Origin of the sequence: Corynebacterium argentoratense DSM 44202 (assembly GCF_000590555.1) — a bacterium.
In the GTDB taxonomy this organism is placed as follows: Bacteria; Actinomycetota; Actinomycetes; order Mycobacteriales; family Mycobacteriaceae; genus Corynebacterium; species Corynebacterium argentoratense.
Genome location: NC_022198.1, coordinates 1,439,568 through 1,455,888 on the forward strand (window position 1 = coordinate 1,439,568; position 16,321 = coordinate 1,455,888).

At 61.8% G+C, this 16,321-nt stretch carries 15 protein-coding genes and 1 other RNA gene; 8 read left to right on the plus strand and 8 right to left on the minus strand.

The genetic code is table 11. The features are described from left to right. Window positions 1-11 precede the first annotated feature (11 nt). Window positions 12-605 (plus strand): CYTH domain-containing protein, encoded by a 594-nt coding sequence (locus tag CARG_RS06765; RefSeq protein WP_020976670.1) that lies wholly within the window; start codon window positions 12-14, stop codon window positions 603-605. A 10-nt stretch (window positions 606-615) separates the two neighbouring features. Here CARG_RS06765 and CARG_RS06770 read toward each other — a convergent pair whose 3' ends face one another. Then, window positions 616-828, minus strand: a complete 213-nt coding sequence (locus CARG_RS06770) for a hypothetical protein (RefSeq protein ID WP_020976671.1) — start codon at window positions 826-828, stop codon at window positions 616-618. Between the two features lie 82 nt (window positions 829-910). On the opposite strand from CARG_RS06770, the gene CARG_RS06775 reads away from it, so the two are divergent. Continuing rightward, window positions 911-2,134, plus strand: coding sequence for a galactokinase family protein (locus CARG_RS06775; RefSeq protein ID WP_081761646.1), 1,224 nt, complete (start codon window positions 911-913; stop codon window positions 2,132-2,134). Window positions 2,135-2,168: 34 nt separating this feature from the next. Here CARG_RS06775 and rnpB read toward each other — a convergent pair. The 6 genes from rnpB to CARG_RS06800 all read right to left on the minus strand — a co-directional run bounded on the left by rnpB (window position 2,169) and on the right by CARG_RS06800 (window position 8,186). After that, window positions 2,169-2,602, minus strand: an RNA gene (rnpB, locus tag CARG_RS09740) — RNase P RNA component class A. Between the two features lie 76 nt (window positions 2,603-2,678). Then, complete coding sequence (locus tag CARG_RS06780; RefSeq protein WP_020976673.1) at window positions 2,679-3,800, minus strand: bifunctional RNase H/acid phosphatase; 1,122 nt, start codon at window positions 3,798-3,800, stop codon at window positions 2,679-2,681. Then, a complete protein-coding gene (locus tag CARG_RS06785) occupies window positions 3,800-4,522 on the minus strand; it encodes a zinc ribbon domain-containing protein (RefSeq protein WP_020976674.1) in 723 nt (240 codons plus the stop codon). The genes CARG_RS06780 and CARG_RS06785 overlap by 1 nt, the downstream gene beginning before the upstream one ends. 23 nt (window positions 4,523-4,545) lie before the next feature. Beyond that, window positions 4,546-5,445, minus strand: coding sequence for a Nif3-like dinuclear metal center hexameric protein (locus CARG_RS06790; protein WP_020976675.1), 900 nt, complete (start codon window positions 5,443-5,445; stop codon window positions 4,546-4,548). Between the two features lie 32 nt (window positions 5,446-5,477). Next, complete coding sequence (gene cobC / locus CARG_RS06795; RefSeq protein ID WP_020976676.1) at window positions 5,478-6,626, minus strand: Rv2231c family pyridoxal phosphate-dependent protein CobC; 1,149 nt, start codon at window positions 6,624-6,626, stop codon at window positions 5,478-5,480. A gap of 12 nt (window positions 6,627-6,638) precedes the next feature. Continuing rightward, on the minus strand, window positions 6,639-8,186 hold the full coding sequence (locus CARG_RS06800; RefSeq protein ID WP_020976677.1) for a helix-turn-helix domain-containing protein: 1,548 nt from the start codon (window positions 8,184-8,186) through the stop codon (window positions 6,639-6,641). A gap of 135 nt (window positions 8,187-8,321) precedes the next feature. Between CARG_RS06800 and gabT the strand changes: the two genes are divergently transcribed. From gabT to CARG_RS06830, 6 genes are all read left to right on the plus strand, one after another. Further along, window positions 8,322-9,650, plus strand: coding sequence for a 4-aminobutyrate--2-oxoglutarate transaminase (gene gabT, locus CARG_RS06805; protein WP_020976678.1), 1,329 nt, complete (start codon window positions 8,322-8,324; stop codon window positions 9,648-9,650). Continuing rightward, complete coding sequence (locus tag CARG_RS06810; protein ID WP_020976679.1) at window positions 9,651-11,117, plus strand: NAD-dependent succinate-semialdehyde dehydrogenase; 1,467 nt, start codon at window positions 9,651-9,653, stop codon at window positions 11,115-11,117. Window positions 11,118-11,262: 145 nt separating this feature from the next. Continuing rightward, window positions 11,263-12,483 carry an aromatic amino acid transport family protein gene (locus tag CARG_RS06815; protein WP_020976680.1) on the plus strand — a complete coding sequence of 407 codons (1,221 nt, stop codon included), beginning with the start codon at window positions 11,263-11,265 and terminating at the stop codon, window positions 12,481-12,483. Window positions 12,484-12,549: 66 nt separating this feature from the next. After that, the gene (locus CARG_RS06820; RefSeq protein ID WP_020976681.1) at window positions 12,550-13,872 is read left to right on the plus strand and encodes an MFS transporter; all 1,323 of its coding nucleotides are present in this window, start codon (window positions 12,550-12,552) and stop codon (window positions 13,870-13,872) included. Between the two features lie 11 nt (window positions 13,873-13,883). Beyond that, window positions 13,884-14,384, plus strand: a complete 501-nt coding sequence (locus CARG_RS06825) for a low molecular weight protein-tyrosine-phosphatase (protein WP_020976682.1) — start codon at window positions 13,884-13,886, stop codon at window positions 14,382-14,384. Window position 14,385: 1 nt separating this feature from the next. Beyond that, window positions 14,386-15,354: an SURF1 family cytochrome oxidase biogenesis protein gene (locus CARG_RS06830; protein ID WP_020976683.1), complete on the plus strand. Its 969-nt coding sequence runs from the start codon at window positions 14,386-14,388 to the stop codon at window positions 15,352-15,354. On the opposite strand, the gene cbiB is transcribed toward CARG_RS06830, so the two are convergent. After that, window positions 15,351-16,313 (minus strand): adenosylcobinamide-phosphate synthase CbiB, encoded by a 963-nt coding sequence (gene cbiB / locus CARG_RS06835; protein WP_020976684.1) that lies wholly within the window; start codon window positions 16,311-16,313, stop codon window positions 15,351-15,353. The genes CARG_RS06830 and cbiB overlap by 4 nt on opposite strands. Window positions 16,314-16,321: the final 8 nt, after the last annotated feature.

Here is a 16,321-nt window from a genome sequence, read left to right on the forward strand (position 1 = left end):
GAACGGGTGGTATGAGTGTCGAGTCGAACCTTGAGGTCGAGTTAAAGTTTTCTCCGGGGGATGCCGAAGTTCCGGATTTTTCTGCCGCGGCTGCCATTGATGCTGTGTCCGGGCCTGTGATTCGGCATTTGTCTGCTCTGTATTTCGATACGGCCGATGCGGTGTTGTCGCGCAATAAAATTACGTTGCGGCGCCGTACAGGCGGTAAAGACGACGGGTGGCATGTGAAGCTGCCTGGTAATGGTGGTCGCGTGGAGTTGCATAGCCCTGCCTCCCAGGGCGAGCAATCCCCTCCTGCCCAGCTGCTTGCCCATGTCGCTGATCTGGTGGGTGACAGTGAGCTTGTGGAGGTCGCGCGCATCGATAATGAGCGCCACGAGTATGTGCTGATCTCTGGGGATTGTCCGGTGGTGGAGTTTGTTGATGACCACGTCACCGGCTACCACCAGGGCCGCAGCCGTTCGTGGCGGGAGTGGGAATGCGAGCGCATCGGGAATTCACCCGCGGCGATAACGGCCTTTGATCAGGCTTGCAGTGTTGTTCGTTCCGCGGGTGTTCCTGAGTCTTCGAACCCATCGAAATTAGCCCAGGCCCTCGCAATCTAGCCTGTTCAGGCTATTTTTCCCAGGATGCTGGCTTACCCCAGTTGTCGCCTTGCTCATCGTATTCGTCAGCGGCTTCAGTGCGTGCCTGTGCGGTTTCTAATGCCTCGCGGGCTGCCTGCTCGCTGTCGTAGGGGCCCATTCGGTGGGTTGCGTCGAATTCTAGGCCTTGTGCTACTTCGCCGGTTTGGGGGTTGAAGTACCACTTGTTGTCGAGGTCGTCCACGAGGGTGCCTTTCTGTTGTTCGTTGTACCCAGCTGTGTGGGCTGCCGTAAATCATTGTAGTCGCCGCAGTTACTATGTAGGGATGGAGCGAGTCAACCAGATGGAGATCGTGGCCTCAGCGCCGGCGACGTTTAATGTCATCGGCGAGCACACTGATGCTGTTGGTGGGGTTGTGTTGATGGGTGTGGCGTTGCCGCGGGTTCGGGTTGCGGTGACGCGCACGACCAGCGGCGTGGTTGAGGTGTCTAGCAGCATCGATGGGATTGAGGATTGCTCTGCCCGGTGGGCGGAGTTGCCGATTACTGCTGCGGGGGCTGTCAGCGAGCACGCTGGCCCTCAGACCAACCTTGCGGCGCGTTTCGGTTCAATTGCGAACATGTTGATCAACAAGCAGTTGATCACTCGCGAGCACAACGGGTATGTCGTTGAGGTTTCTTCGGAGTTCCCTTTGGGCGTTGGCTTAGGCGTGGTCGAGGCCCTGGAGTGTGCGTTTGCGTTGGCGATTGTTCGCCCCCATGTTGATGATGACGACGCTCCCCTGCGCGCCAAGCTTGCGGAGGCGCTGGTAGACACAGCCACGTTGTTGCGTAAGCAATGTGATGACGCCGCATTGGTTGCGGCGTCATCGGATCCTCGCGAGCATGCGTCGGTACAACGTGTGCGCTACGAGGTTGCTTTGCGTAGCCCGGGCGGGGTGTCGGTGTTGGATTATCGGGATAAGTCGTTGACCACTGCCCCGCCGTTGGGTGATGTGGTTCCTGTTGTGGTCAATGCGTCGAAGCCACCTCAGCCCAGTGCCGAGTTGTCGCAGATGTGCCGCTTCCTTTTTGATGCCGCCCATGCCTATGGGGTGTCGGAGATTCGCCATGTTCCGGATGCTTCTCCGCGGGTGATTGAGTGGTTGACGGCTGTGCATTCGGTCAAGCCGGATTCTTCGGCTCCTGCTGTTCCTGTGGCTCAGCGGTGGTTGGATTTTCTTGATGGTGAGACGCAGCGTGCGCAGCAAACGGTTGCGTTGTTGCGTTCTCGGCGTCAGCGGGAGGCCGCCGATGTGTTGCAGCAGAGCCATTGTGCGGTGGCTGAGGAGTTTTCCTTCCCAACGGCGGCAGATGCTGTGGGGCTGCTCGCTGCGGAGCGCGGTGCGGTGGCATACCGCGCAGCCCACGGTGGGCATAGTTGTGCGGTGATCGCGTATGTGCCTTCGGCTAGCGTTGATCGTTTTATTGCCGATGCAGAAGCCGGGTTGAGCGTGCTTGCCTTGGATCCTGGGTCTCGGGCTGAGGTCGAGCACTGCGCTGTCTGCTAGCGCCACTGGGTTCTGCCCCTGGGGGTTACTAGGGCGAATGAGTTAGCCGATAAGCCGGATTTTGTTCCCGTCAGCATACGTAGTGCTGACGGTGGCGAACATCCATCTAGGGCCGGCATGCGGCCTCGAGCGGCTCACCCATGGATACGGTAGACGAGCAGCCTGATCCATGCAGGCACACCGCGGTGGTGCGCCCTTTAGCCTTGCTCCCGGTGGGGTTTACCTAGCCACCTCAGTCACCTGAGGTGCTGGTGCGCTCTTACCGCACCTTTTCACCCTTACCCACGTGTTTCCACCGTGGGCGGTTTGTTTTCTGTGGCACTGTCCCGCAGGTCACCCTGGGTCACCGTTAGTGACCACCGTGCTCTGTGGAGTCCGGACTTTCCTCGAGTAAACACGCCGTCTGCGGGATACCCCGAAGGGGCACCTCGCAGGGGTACGTGACTCGCGTTCGCCCTGGCTAACTCATTCGCGCTTCCACTATAGGGCTGCGGGTGGGGTGTGACAAACGGCTCGTGGGATGTCACGGGTGGATTTCTCTACTTTAAGGCCGGGTGTTCATTGCTCGGAGGCAGGTGGGGCCGTCGGCGTAGAACTCGATGATGGTCAGCGAGGATAGGTCGATCTGCGTGCGGTAGTAGATCGCGGGGGCTGCGTCGAGGGCTAGTTTGATGAGTGCCTTGATGGGGGTGGCATGGGTGACGACAACGATGTTGGCTGCCCCGTGGGTCTCGGTGAGTTCAGCTAAAACACCTTTGATGCGTCGGGACACCTGGTTGAGGGATTCGCCGCCGGGGGGCGCGATGGCTGGGTCGCTGAGCCAGGTGGTGTGCAGCTCGGGGTCTTTGTCGTGGGCTTGGCCAAATGTCAGCCCTTCCCAGGTTCCAAAGTCCATTTCGTGAAGGCCATCGATGACTGTGTAGTCGTCGGTAAGTATCTGGGCGGTTTGTTGCGCGCGCCGTGCCGGGGAGGATACGACAGCATCAATTCCGCCGATCTTCTTCAGGTAGTCGGCGGTGCGTTGTGCTTGTTGGCGTCCGCGTTCTGTCAGTTCGGGCCCATCGCTTCCGGTGTCGCCGCTGTATCGGCCGTTGACTGATGCGTCGGTTTCTCCGTGGCGCCAGCAGATCAGGCGGGTGGGTGCTGACGTCGCGGGGGCCTGCGTTGCGGCCTGTGTTGCGGTAGCCTTGTCGATTTGGTTGTCGGTGCTGTCTTCGCCGGCTTCACCGATGTCGCGGCTGACGAATCCGACGGGGGCTCCTTTAGCTCCGGCGTCCATGGCTTGGTTGGCTAGTGCGTCGGCGGCTTTGTTTTTGGCGCGCGGCACCCAGGTGTAGCTGATGGAATCGAAGGTGGCGGCTAGTTTTTGTGCTTTGAGCGCCAGCTCCTTCATGTCGGGATGCTTGACCTTCCAGCGCCCTGACATTTGTTCGATGACGAGTTTGGAGTCCATGAACACCTCGACGGCGGTGGCGCCGAGCTCGCGTGCGGCTTCCAGGCCGTTGATCAGGCTTGAGTATTCGGCGACATTGTTGGTGGTTTTTCCACCGTAGTAGGCGATCGATCCTAGAACTCGTTCGCTGGGTACCTCGATGAGGACGGTGCCGGAGCCTGCGACACCGGGGTTGCCGCGGGATCCACCGTCGGCTTCGATGCGGATGCGCATTAGGTCCTCACCAGGTAGGTGCCGCATTCGGGGCAGGTGGGTAGTTCGTCGGCGGGTGCGTGGCGCAGTGCGCTGATGGTGGCTGGGGGCAGGATGAGGTTGCAGCCGTGGCAGCTGCGCCCTTGCAGTCGAGCGGCTCCGATGCCGGTGTCTTCGCGTTGTTGGTCGTAGGCGGCGAGAACATCGGGGTGGGTGTTGGAGAGGGTGCTGCGCAGTGCGTTGATTTGTTGGAGCCGTTGTTCGGCGTGTTCCTCTTGTGCGCGTTGTGCGGCTTCGAGTGCGCGGGTGGCTGCGGCGATTTTGTCGTCGAGTTCGCTGTGGTGGGCCCCGTTGTGTTGGGCATTGAGCCTTTGGGCGTCGCAGCGTTTCAGTAGTTCATCTTTTTCGGCGAGTTTGTTGTCGATGCGGCGTTGTGTTTGTTCGAGGTCGCGGTGGAGTTCGCGGCGAAGGCCTGGGTCTTCGGGGTGGCGTGCTAGCTCGTCGGCGTCGGCTTGTTGGCGCTTGCTGAGTTTTTTGAGGTCTTCGTCGATGGTGTGGATGCGCCGTTGGATGTCTTGGACGCTCATTGATGACGCCGCGGCGCCGTCGCGCAGTTCGGTGCTTTGCGCGCGCAGGTTCTCGAGGGCTGCGCGTTCGGGTAGTTCGGCGGGGTCGATGCGTGCGGCGAGTTCGAGGTCTGCGAGTTCGAGCAGGAGGTGTTGCTCGCTGGCGGTCATCTTCATGGTGTGTTCCTACTGGGGTGGTTTTATTTGGTCGCTTGTTTGGCGGCGAGGTTCCACGGGTCGGTTCGGATATCGATCATGTGACACTCTAGTCCGAGTGTGTCGTGGATGAGTTGTTGTGCTTGGGTGAGCCAGGGGGATTCGCTGGCCCAGTGTGCTGTGTCGATGATGGAGGGGCCACCGGCGCGGAGGTATTCGTCGACTGGGTGGTGGCGTAGGTCTGAGGTGAGGTAGGCGTCGATGGGGGTGGTGTCGGATAGTTCGATGATGGTGTCGAGGAAGCTGTCGCCTGCGCCTGATGCGACGGCGACGGTGGTGATGGTGGCGTCGGGGTCACCGGCGGCGCGTACGCCCCATTCTGTGGTGGGGAGTCGGTCGGCGACGCGTTGGACGAATTCGGCTAGCGGCATGGGGGTGTCGAGGGTGCCGATGCGCCCGAGGCCGAGTTCCGGGTTGTTTTTGTTGGGGGAGATAGGCTGCCCGGGGGTTATTCCGAGGATTTCGGCGAGTTGGTCGCTCACTCCGGGGCGGGCGGAGTCGGCGTTGGTGTGGGCTGCGAATAGCGCGACGTCGCCTTTGATGAGGGTGGTGACGGTGGCGCCTTTGGGGGTGTTGGTGGCGACGCTGTGGACTCCGCGTAGCAGCAGCGGGTGGTGGGTAATGAGCATGTCGATGTCGGCGTCGACTGCTGCTTGGGCGACGGCGTTGGTGCAGTCGAGGGCGAAGCCGACGCGGCGTACGGGTGCGTCGGGGTCTCCGCAGATCAGGCCTACTTTGTCCCAGCTTTCTGCGAGTTCTGGCGGGTAGGCTTGCTCCATGACTGCGATGACATCTGCGACAGTGGCTGTGCTGGTTGTACTGGCAGTGCTGGCTGTGGTGGTGGGTGCTGTGTTTCCTGCGTGTGCTGTGTTGTTGCTGTTCATGTGTCTAGTCTTCCATGGTTGCGCGGGTGTCTCTACGGCTGGGTGTGGGCGTTGTTGAGTGCCTGCGTGAGGACGTCGATGAATGCGTCGGTGGTTGCGGGGTTGCGGACGGCTAGGCGCCACCAGCTCGCGTCGAGCCCTGGGAAGGTGTCGCATCGGCGGATGCTGATGTGTTGTGCTGCGAGTTGTTGCCGAATGTTTTCGGCTGTGTGTGGGCCCCAAGGGGTGCGGGTGAGGATGTAGGGTGCGTGTCCTTCGATGGTGTCGAAGCCCAGGGGTGTGAGTGCGCCGATGAGGTGCTCCTTATGCACAATGACGTCGCGTTGGATCTGTTCGCGGTGTTGTTTTGCTTGCTCGTGGGTGGGGCTTGAGGGGTTGTATATGGCGTCGAGGGCGACTAGTTGCAGTGTGCCCATCGGCCAGTGGGGGCGCAGGTGGGTGAGTTGTTCAATCAGGTCGGGGTGTGCGACGGCGTATCCGCATCGGAGGCCGGCCAGTCCGTAGGTTTTGGTTGCGCTGCGGAACACGATCGTGTTGGTTGTGGTGGCGGCGCGATGCACGAGGCTGTGTTGTGTTTGGAGTTGGGGCGGGAGCGTGTCTATGAATGCCTCGTCGGCAACAAGGGTGCTGTCGAGGTCGGCGAGTTGTTCGGCCAGGGGTGCTAGGTCGTGGAGTTGTCCTGTGGGGTTGGTGGGGTTGCCGATGACCCACAGCTGGCGCGGGCCTGGCGCGCTGTCAGCATCTTGTTCACGGGGTGCCTCGAGTTCGAACGGGGGTTGCAGGGTCTGCGTGCTGACGGGGATGCGTGCGCGGCGCAGTACCCATTCTGGTTCTGTGAATCCTGGGTGCGGGATGACTGCTGTGCGTAGGCCGGCTGTGCTGAACAGTTGTGGGAGGAAGGAAAATCCTTCGGCTACGCCGGCAAGTGGCAGCACGCAGCGTGCGTCGATGCCGTGGTGGGTCGCGATCCCTTCTTTGACGCGCTGGTAGAGCTGTTTAGAAGGGTAGCTGTGCAGGTGTGGGATGTGTTCGGCAATGACGTCGCGGAGCCACTGCGGTGGCGTGTTGTCGACGACGTTGACCGACAGGTCGATGCGTGCGTCGGCTTGCGCGGCGTCAATATCTCCGTGGTGGCGGAGGTAGCTGTAGTCCTTGTTGGGCTGTTTGGTGACGTTGTTCATGTGAGATGTCTTTTAGCCTTCGCCGAGTGCGAGGGTGATGATCAGCAGCTCGGCTTGGGTGGCTGGGCTGGAAAGGTCGATTCCGCAGACTTTGTTGATGCGGTCTATGCGGCTGCGCAGTGTGTGCCGGTGGACGCCGAGGACGTCCGCGGCGTCACTGAGCTGGAATCCGCTGCGGGCATAGACCTCTGCTGTGCGTGCGAGTTCGGTGGCGTTTATCCGGTCGTATTCGCGCAGCGCCCCGAGGGTTTGATCGGCGCGGGCGGTCAGCAATTTGCGGACGGTGTCGTTGTGCAGCCACTGCAGTGCGACGTCTTCGCCTGCGACGCTGCGGCCCAGCTCGGCGGATTGGGCGGCGGTGCGCAGCAGGTCAATATCAGCCATGGAGAGTTTTGACCACAGGGTGGGTTCGCCGATGGCTAGGCGAATGCGCTGGAATGTGGGGCCGCTGCAATAACTGCGCACGTTGGTGTGGGTTCGGTTGCCGCGGAACAGTACCACAACCGTGTTGTCGTCGAGGGGGACGGAAAACAGGGCTCGGGATTGTTGTTCGAGACGCTCGTCGACAACACGGAGCGCTGGCGCTAGTGCTTCGGGGTCGTCGGCGTAGAGCACGGCGGGCCGGACTCGGCCGTAGGCGTCGGTGGCATTGGAGATCAGTTGGGACAGTGTGCGTTGCCCACCTTCGATTCCAAGCAACAGAGCTAGGGCAAGTGAATTGAGTTCGCTGCGGGCTTTGCGCAGTGTGCGGGGGCGCTGGAGCACAATGTCCGCCAGGCCCATGCAGTGGGTGATGGCTGAGAGCTCCGAGCGGCTAAACCCCTGCTCGCGGACTAATTTCAGCACGTGGTAGCGCTCCCCTTGTGAGCCTAGGACGTGCGTCATCTCGCACACGAGGTCTCCGTCATCGAGGGCTCGCCAACGTGCAGAACTTGCGCTGGGCCCCTTGCCTGCGGGCAGCTGGCTTAAGTCTGTGATGATCAACCGCTTAGCCAACCCCTCGCCTTGGTAGACAACACGGCCATCGTTATCGGCCAATGCGACGTCTGCGCGTAGGTCTTTGGCGAGCACGTCCAGCAATTGTGCGATTCCGCCGTCGATGGCGGCGCGGTTGAGTTGATCCTGCTGACGGGTCAGGGCCCGATAGTCCTGTTGCAGGCGTCGGTTTTGTTCCGCATGGACCGCGTGCACGATGCTCTGGAAGGACACCGCACGGGGCACCGCGAACACTTCCAAACCGGCGGCCTTTGCCCCCTTAATGAGGGGAGCAGGTACGTCATCAAATTCGACGCCAATTCCGAATCCGATGCCGGTTGCCCCTGCCGCAGCAAGCTTCGAGGCATAGGCCTTGAGCCCCGCGACGTCATCCTCAAACGATAGACCAAGGGTGAGCACCAGGGTTCCTGCTGTGATGAACTCCGGCTCGGCCATCTCGCTGACCTGCACATATTCGAAACTACCCTGTTGGCTGTGCACAGGTACGAGGCCAAGAGATTTTTGGTCATAGAGCCAGCTAAACGCGATATCGGTGGCGGCTACGGGGGCTGCTGGACGGGTCACTCTTAATAATCTATACGATGTGGCGAATCTTTAGCGCACTCATTCGCCCAAACGTCTAGCTCCTGCAATCCGGTTATCAGTCCCATAATTTGTGTGACCCCTAACGCACACCGTTGATTGACGAAGGAGACCCCCATGAAGGACTTCACTTACCGCATCCCCCAGCAGCGCAACCTGGTGACCGAACTGCCCGGCCCCAAGAGCGCAGCCCTTGACGCCCGCCGCGAAAACAGCTGTGCCCGCGCCCTCGCCCCTGGCCTGCCCGGCTACGTTGCGGACGCCGACGGCGGCATCCTCCTCGACATCGACGGCAACAGCTTCATCGACTTCGCATCAGGCATCGCCGTTACCTCCGTCGGCGGCTCCAACCCCGAAGTCGCCAAGGCCACCGCCGAGGCAGCCAGCCACAACACCCACACCTGCTTCATGGTCTCCCCCTACGAGTCCTACGTGGCTGTCGCTGAAAAGCTCGCAGAGGTCACTCCCGGTGACCACGCCAAGAAATCCGTACTGCTCAACTCCGGTGCGGAAGCCGTCGAAAACGCTGTCAAGATCGCCCGCGCCCACACCGGCCGCAACGCCGTCGCCGTCTTCGACTACGCCTACCACGGCCGCACCAACCTCACCATGGCGATGACCGCCAAGAACATGCCCTACAAGACCGGCTTCGGCCCCTTTGCCGCTGAGATCTACCGCGTTCCCATGTCCTACCCGGTGCGCGACGGCTTGAGCGGCCAGGAAGCAGCCGACCGCGCCATCCACGTGATGGAAAAAGAAATCGGCGTCGAAAACCTCGCCTGCGTTGTCATCGAACCCATCCAGGGCGAGGGCGGCTTCATCGTTCCCGCCGAGGGCTTCCTGCCCGCAATCTCCAAGTGGTGCACCGACAACGGTGTTGTTTTCGTCGCTGACGAAATCCAGGCAGGCTTCTGCCGCACCGGCGACTGGTTCGCAGTCAACAACGAAGGCGTCGTACCCGACCTGGTCACCCTCGCAAAGGGCATCGCCGGCGGCCTGCCGCTGTCCGCAGTCACCGGCCGCGCCGACATCATGGACGCGCCTGTCGTCGGCGGCCTGGGCGGCACCTACGGCGGCAACCCCGTTGCTTGTGCAGCAGCACTGGCCGCGATCGGTGAAATGGAAACCCACGACCTTGCCGGCCGTGCGAAGGAAATCGAAGCCATCATTCGCGAAGAATTCGCTAGCATCGCTGACGAGCCCTACGTCGCAGAAATCCGCGGCCGCGGCGCCATGATTGCTATCGAGTTGCTCAAGGACGGCAAACCCGCCGGCAACGAGACCAAGGCTGTCGCAGCCGCTTGTAAGGAAGAGGGCGTACTGATCCTCACCTGCGGCATGGACTACAACGTTATCCGCCTGCTGCCCTCGCTCGTGATCTCCGAAGAGGTCCTGCGCGATGGCATGCGCGTCCTGGTCAACAACATTAAGAAGGTGTTCGCATAAATGACTCGCGCAACTGTTTCCGGTGTCTCCGTCCCCACCCAGATTCTCCTGGCAGGTAAGGGCGTTGATTCCTCCGACGAGGCAACCTTCGACGTCCACGACCCCGCCACCGAAGAGGTAATTGCCACCATCGCGGACGCCACCGTCGACGATGGCGTACGCGCCCTCGACAAGGCGGTTGAAGCCCAGGAGCAGTGGGCAGAGTTCACCCCTCGCCAAAAGGCAGAGGTACTCCGCGCAATCTTCGACGAAGTAACCAAGCGCACCGACGACTTTGCCCGCGTCATGACCACCGAAATGGGCAAGCCTTTCGCCGAAGCGCAAGGCGAAGTTGCCTACGGTACCGAATACTTCCGCTGGTTTTCTGAGGAAGCCGTGCGCTTCCCCGGCCGTTTCGGCGGGGCACCCGCGGGCGTAGGCACCATCGCTGTCACCCGCCGCCCTGTCGGCCCCGTTCTGGCAATCACGCCGTGGAACTTCCCGCTGGCGATGGCCACCCGCAAGATCGCCCCGGCGCTGGCTGCAGGCTGCCCGATCGTGGTCAAGCCCGCCCACGAAACCCCGTTGACCATGCTGCTTCTCGGCGAGGTCATCGCAGAGGTATTCGATCGTTTCAACGCCCCCCAAGGCCTTGTATCAATTGTTCCGACCACCCACGCCTCGGACATGTCTAGCACCCTGATGGCAGACTCACGCCTGCGCAAGGTCACCTTCACCGGTTCGACCCCCGTTGGCAAGGTTTTGGTCAAGCAGTCTGCCGACAACCTCCTGCGCACCTCCATGGAGCTCGGCGGCAACGCCCCCTTCGTGATCGCAGCAGACGCGGATCTCGACCTGGTGCTCACCTGCGCCATGCAGGCAAAGATGCGCAACGGTGGCGAGGCCTGCATCGCAGCCAACCGCTTCCTCGTTGACAGCTCCATCGCCGAAGAGTTCACCCGTCGCCTCACCGAAGCCATGGAAGGCGTCGTCATGGGCCACGGCTTGGAAGAAGGCACCACCCTCGGTCCCGTCATCACCGCCAAGCAGCGCGATCGCATCGCCGAGCTGGTCAAGGACGCCCTCGACCGTGGCGCTGTCGCCACCGTCGGCGGCGAAGTACCGGAAGGTCCCGGCTACTTCTACCCCGCCACCGTCCTCAAGGACGTACCTGCCGACGCCAAGATCCTCACCGAGGAAATCTTCGGCCCCGTGGCTACAGTGAGCGTCTTTGATGACCTCGACGAAGGCATCCGCCGCGCCAACGACACCCCGTTCGGCCTGGCTGCTTACGGCTTCTCCTCCAACACCGACACCGCCCGTAAACTCGCCCAAGGTTTGCGCGCCGGAATGATCGGCATCAACCGTGGAGCTATTTCCGATCCCGCGGCCCCCTTCGGAGGAATCAAGCAGTCTGGTTTCGGCCGCGAGGGTGGCACCGAAGGTATCGAGGAATACCTCGATACCGTCTACCTCGCGCTGCAGTAACACATCCTGGGGCCTAGCCCCGGGATGCACCTGCCAACCCTGTTGAACTAGCCAGCGACGCCCCGAAACCGCCCGGGTTTTCAGCGGTCATCGGGGCGTCGTTTGCGCGTAGCCACAACCAAACTTCACACAAAGGAATATGTTCATGAATACCACCACTAAAAATCTCGAACACGAGCTGCTGGGCAGCAGTCATAAACTCACGGTCGCCCAAGGCGTCGCCTTGATCTTCGGCACCAACATCGGCGCAGGCATCTTGAGCTTGCCCTACGCCGGCAAAAACGGTGGCTTCCTCGCCCTCGTCATCGCCCTGCTCATCGCCGGTACACTCACCACCATCTCTATGCTCTATGTGGCCGAGGTCAGCCTGCGCACCAAGCAGCCGCTCCAGCTGTCCGGTCTAGCGGAGAAATACCTCGGACAGTGGGGCCGCTGGCTTGTGTTCATCGCGGTGATCGTCAACGGCGTCGGCGCACTCATCGCCTACGCTGCGGGCTCCGGCAACCTGCTCAACAAACTGCTTGGCCTCAACCCCGTCGTCGGTACTCTGCTGTTCTTCACCTTCGGCACCTACGTCATGTGGAAGGGCCTGCACGCCACCGGCGTCGTCGAGGGAGCCATCACCACCGGTATGGCACTCATCATCCTCGTTTTGTGCGGCTGGACGTTTATCGGCCCTGGTATTGAAGCTGCAAACCTCATCATTTTGCGCCCCTTCTACATCGTGCCGATCATGAACCTCGCGGTGTTTACATTCCTCGCCCAGTACGTCGTGCCCGAGCTCACCCGTGGCCTGGAAGAAGACAACCCCCGCGCCATCCCGAAGGCCATCATCGCCGGCATGTGCATCACTGGCTTCACCCTCGCGCTGGTGCCTTTTGCCGCACTGGGCCTGTTGGGCGACAACGTCACCGAGGTCGTCACCATCGCCTGGGGCGAGTCCCTCGGCAACACCGCGTTCATCATGGCGAATCTCTTTGCTCTGCTGGCTATGCTGACCTCCTTCCTCGCCATCGGTTTCACGACCATGCGTAACATTCTGGACATTTTGCACTGGGGCGACCAAGGCCGTCTTCGTCTCATCGCCGTGCTGCTCACGGTTATCCCTCCACTGGCTATCTCCCTCGCCGGCTGGGGCGGTTTCGTCGACGCCCTCGGCTACGCAGGTGGCTTCGCGGGCGCGGTCATGTCGGTGATCCCTGTGATGCTGCTGCGCGCAGCACGCAACAATGGTGACCGCCAGCCAGCATGGAATGTCACCTGGCAGGGCAATCCCGTCATCCAGGTGACCATCATCGTGGTCTACGGCATCGCGTTCATCTACTCGCTGCTATCCATCGTTGGCCTTCTGCCCCACGGCTGGTAAACCTGATTCACCCCTAAAAGTGGGCAGAACATAAAAATCAGCGTCGGTAATGCGTATCCTTTTCTAATGGATTATAACCAGCGCCTAGATACGCTCCGCTTTGGTAAACCACATCAAAAACTCCTCTTCCGCTCCGGCATCGGCTGGGCACTCGACGCCATGGATGTTGGCCTGATCAGCTACATCATGGCCGCCCTCGCCGCGGAATGGGGACTGACTAAAGGCCAGCTCTCCGGGCTGGCCTCAGCCGGTTTTATAGGCATGATGATCGGCGCAACACTCGGGGGATTGCTCGCCGATAAAATCGGGCGCCGCTCTGTCTTCGCCCTCACACTGCTGATCTACGGTATCGCCACCGGAGCCTCAGCTTTCGCCGGCGGCCTCGCCGTCCTCATCGTCTTGCGCTTTATCGTCGGTGTCGGCCTCGGCGCAGAACTTCCCGTGGCATCCACCCTCGTCTCTGAATTCTCACCCCGCCACATCCGTGGCCGCATGGTTGTAGCCCTCGAAAGTTTCTGGGCCTTGGGCTGGATTGGCGCGGCACTACTGGGCTACTTCGTAGTCCCCCACACCTTCGCCAACTGGCCCGGCTGGCGCTGGGCACTATTGGTGGGAATCGTCCCCGCCGCCTACGCGCTCGTCGTCCGCCGCGGACTGCCCGAATCCGTGCGATACCTCGTAGACAAAGGCCGACTGACAGAAGCCGAGGCCGCCGTCGCGCACTTTGAAGACAGCAACGCTGTCCACACCAGCGACGCACGCGACGTCACCACCCCCACAGCCCCCGCCGCGACCACAGCAGAAGAACAAGCCACCTCGATCTTCGCCCCCGCCCTACGCGCCCGCACCGCGGGGCTGTGGTCCATCTGGTTCTTCCTCAACCTCGCCTACTACGGCGCATTCATCTGGCTGCCCACACTGCTCGTCCTCCAGGGCCACGGGCTGGTGAAATCCTTCGAATACACCCTGATCATCACGCTTGCCCAGCTGCCTGGCTACGCGGTAGCGGCCTGGCTCATCGAAGTATGGGGGCGTAAAGCAACCCTGGCGACCTTCCTCGCCGGCTCCGCAGTCGCAGCAGCATTCTTCGGAATGCAGCACAGCCCCACAGGCATCATCGTCGCCGGCTGCCTGCTGAGCTTCTTCAACCTCGGCGCCTGGGGAGCCCTCTACGCCATCGGCCCAGAGCTCTACCCCACCCACATCCGCGGCACCGGAACAGGAAGCGCAGCCGCCGTCGGACGCGTGGCCGGCATCCTCGCACCCTTCATGGTGCCACTCGTTCCCGGCACCGGCGCACTGTTCGCAGTCTTCGGCCTCGCCTTCGCGATCGCCGCAGCATCCACCTTCGCCCTGCCCGAACAACGCAACCAAACACTCCTCGGCTAACATCGTGTGGTGTGAACGAGCGCACGCAATCCCTATACGTTGTTTTCGTCTGCACCGGCAACATCTGCCGCTCCCCCATGGCGGATGTCATGTTCAGCGCCGCAATCGAAGATGCCAGCCTCTCCAATGACGTACTAGTGAAATCCTGCGGCATCGGCGGCTGGCACATCGGCGATCCAGCCGACCGGCGCGCCGTGGCCTCCCTGGCCGCAGCAGGACACGACGGCAGCAACCACCGGGCCGCCCAATTCGGACCCGAGCACGCCGACGCCACATTATTTGTAGCCATGGCTGAAGGCCACGTGCGCGAGCTCCAGGCCTTGGGCGTCGACCGCCACAAAATCCGCCTGCTGCGCTCCTTCGATCCAGATTCCCCCGCCGGCGCCATCGTCGCTGATCCCTACTACGGTGATGACGCACGATTCGACCGCACCCGGGCAGAAATCGCAGCCTCCATCCCGGGGCTGATCACCTGGGTGCGCGAGCACCTCGCATCATCCTCGGAGCGCTGACATGTCGCGCATCCCTTCTACCCGCGTATCTGGAAGCACCTCCGCCAAGTCCCTGGCGTTGGCTTTCCTCAAACCCGGCTGGGTGATAACAGCTGTAGCGGTTATCGCCTTCGCCTACCTCGCGTTCACCGTGCTGGCTCCATGGCAATTGGGTAAAAACGAAAAAACCTCCGCCCGTAACCACCAAGTTTCGGCGGCATTCGACGCGGACCCCGTTGCCTACAGTTCCGTTTTTACCCAAGGCTCCATCCCAGCAGATAAGGAATGGACTCGGGTGACGCTGACCGGGCACTACCTGAACAACCAGGCGGTGTTGCGGATGCGACCAGTTAACTCTGAACCCGCCTACCAATTCCTCACCCCGTTCGAAACCACTACCGGGGAAACCTTCCTGGTCAACCGTGGTTTTGAAAGCGCCGGCGATAGTCCTTCTGCGAACACACCACCCAGTGCGGTCACCACTATCATCGGCTATGCCCGTTTGGACGAAGACCCACCAGCCAACGCCCCACTGACCAACGTGGATCCCGTGCAGGTTAGCGGCATCAACACCGAGCAGATTGGTCACGAGCTTGGAGTGCACTTAGCCCACGACTGGATCGAACTAGCAGAAGGCCAGCCCGGGGAAGTCACAGCGATCCCCCTACCGAAGCTCGATTCCGGCCCCTACCTGTCCTACGGGGTGCAGTGGATTGCCTTCGGCATCATGGCACCCCTGGGCCTAGCGTATTTTGTGTGGGCTGAGATCAAGGAACGACGCCGCGAGGATCGCGACCGCACGCAGCTATCTGCCCCCAGCACTGCAAGCTTTGAAAGATCCGAAGAACCCACCGACACGAGCGCCGAGCACAACGAAGCCGAGCACGCCAGCAACCCCACTACCCCAGCGCGCCGACAGCGTAGCCGATACGGCGGCACCCGCTCGGATCACTGGGGCAAGCTGGCAGAGAAAAACGAAGAACGCTTCTAACGCCCACGCCAAGCGAACACGACGGCGCCAACCGCTAGGGCTGCAACTGTTTGAGTCCACTGCGACAGGCGGACACTCCCCCGCAATGCTTCTTCCCCAGGCGCGGCGCCGTGCCCCAGCTCAGGACGGTGCTCCACCCCGTAGTCATACACTGTGCGGCCACCCAACTGCACACCGAGGGCAGCTGCCGCTGTCGCCTCCACTGGGCCCGCATTGGGGCTTGGATGCTTAGGTGCGTCATCACGCCACGCGCTCATCGCCGCCCGCAAGCCCTCCAAGCCTGCCGGTCGAGCGCACGCAGCATACACCGTGTTGCTCAGCGCATTCATGCGTGCAGGCAGGTAGGCCGCGACGTCATCAATAACAGCGCTGCACCAGCCAAAGCGCTCATATCTGGGGCTCCGGTAGCCCACCATTGCATCCAGCGTGTTTACACAGCGGTGGAATACCACCCCGGGTGCGCCCAGCAGCGACCACACCAACGGCGCGGTCACCGCATCAGAGGTGTTTTCCGCCAGCGACTCCACTGCCGCGCGCGTCATGCCCTGAGCATCGAGCTGCTGAGGATCGCGGGAGCACAACCACGGCACCCACGTGCGTGCGCGCTCAATATCAGCATCGACATAGAGGTCGCGGTGAATACTCCGCCCCACCCAGCGCAACGTATGCCCGCCAAGGGAGGCCCACACAGCAAGGCCCAGCAAGCCTTCCCGCGCGATGGTTTGGGCACGCGACGTCGGCAATCGGCGGGAAGCCCTCTGCAACGCAACCGCCCCTGCCACCGGTGGAGCGACTGCCGCAACCCAATAGATGACGCCGGCGGTGCGTGTGTCGCGATACAGTGCGCGTTCCAACCATGTGGCGTAATGCCCAAACCATGCCACTGGGTGGTGGCGCTTGGGGTCACCAAACACACTGTCGGCGGCGATCCCCGCAACCAGGCCCCATGGAAAACCCACTGGCACGC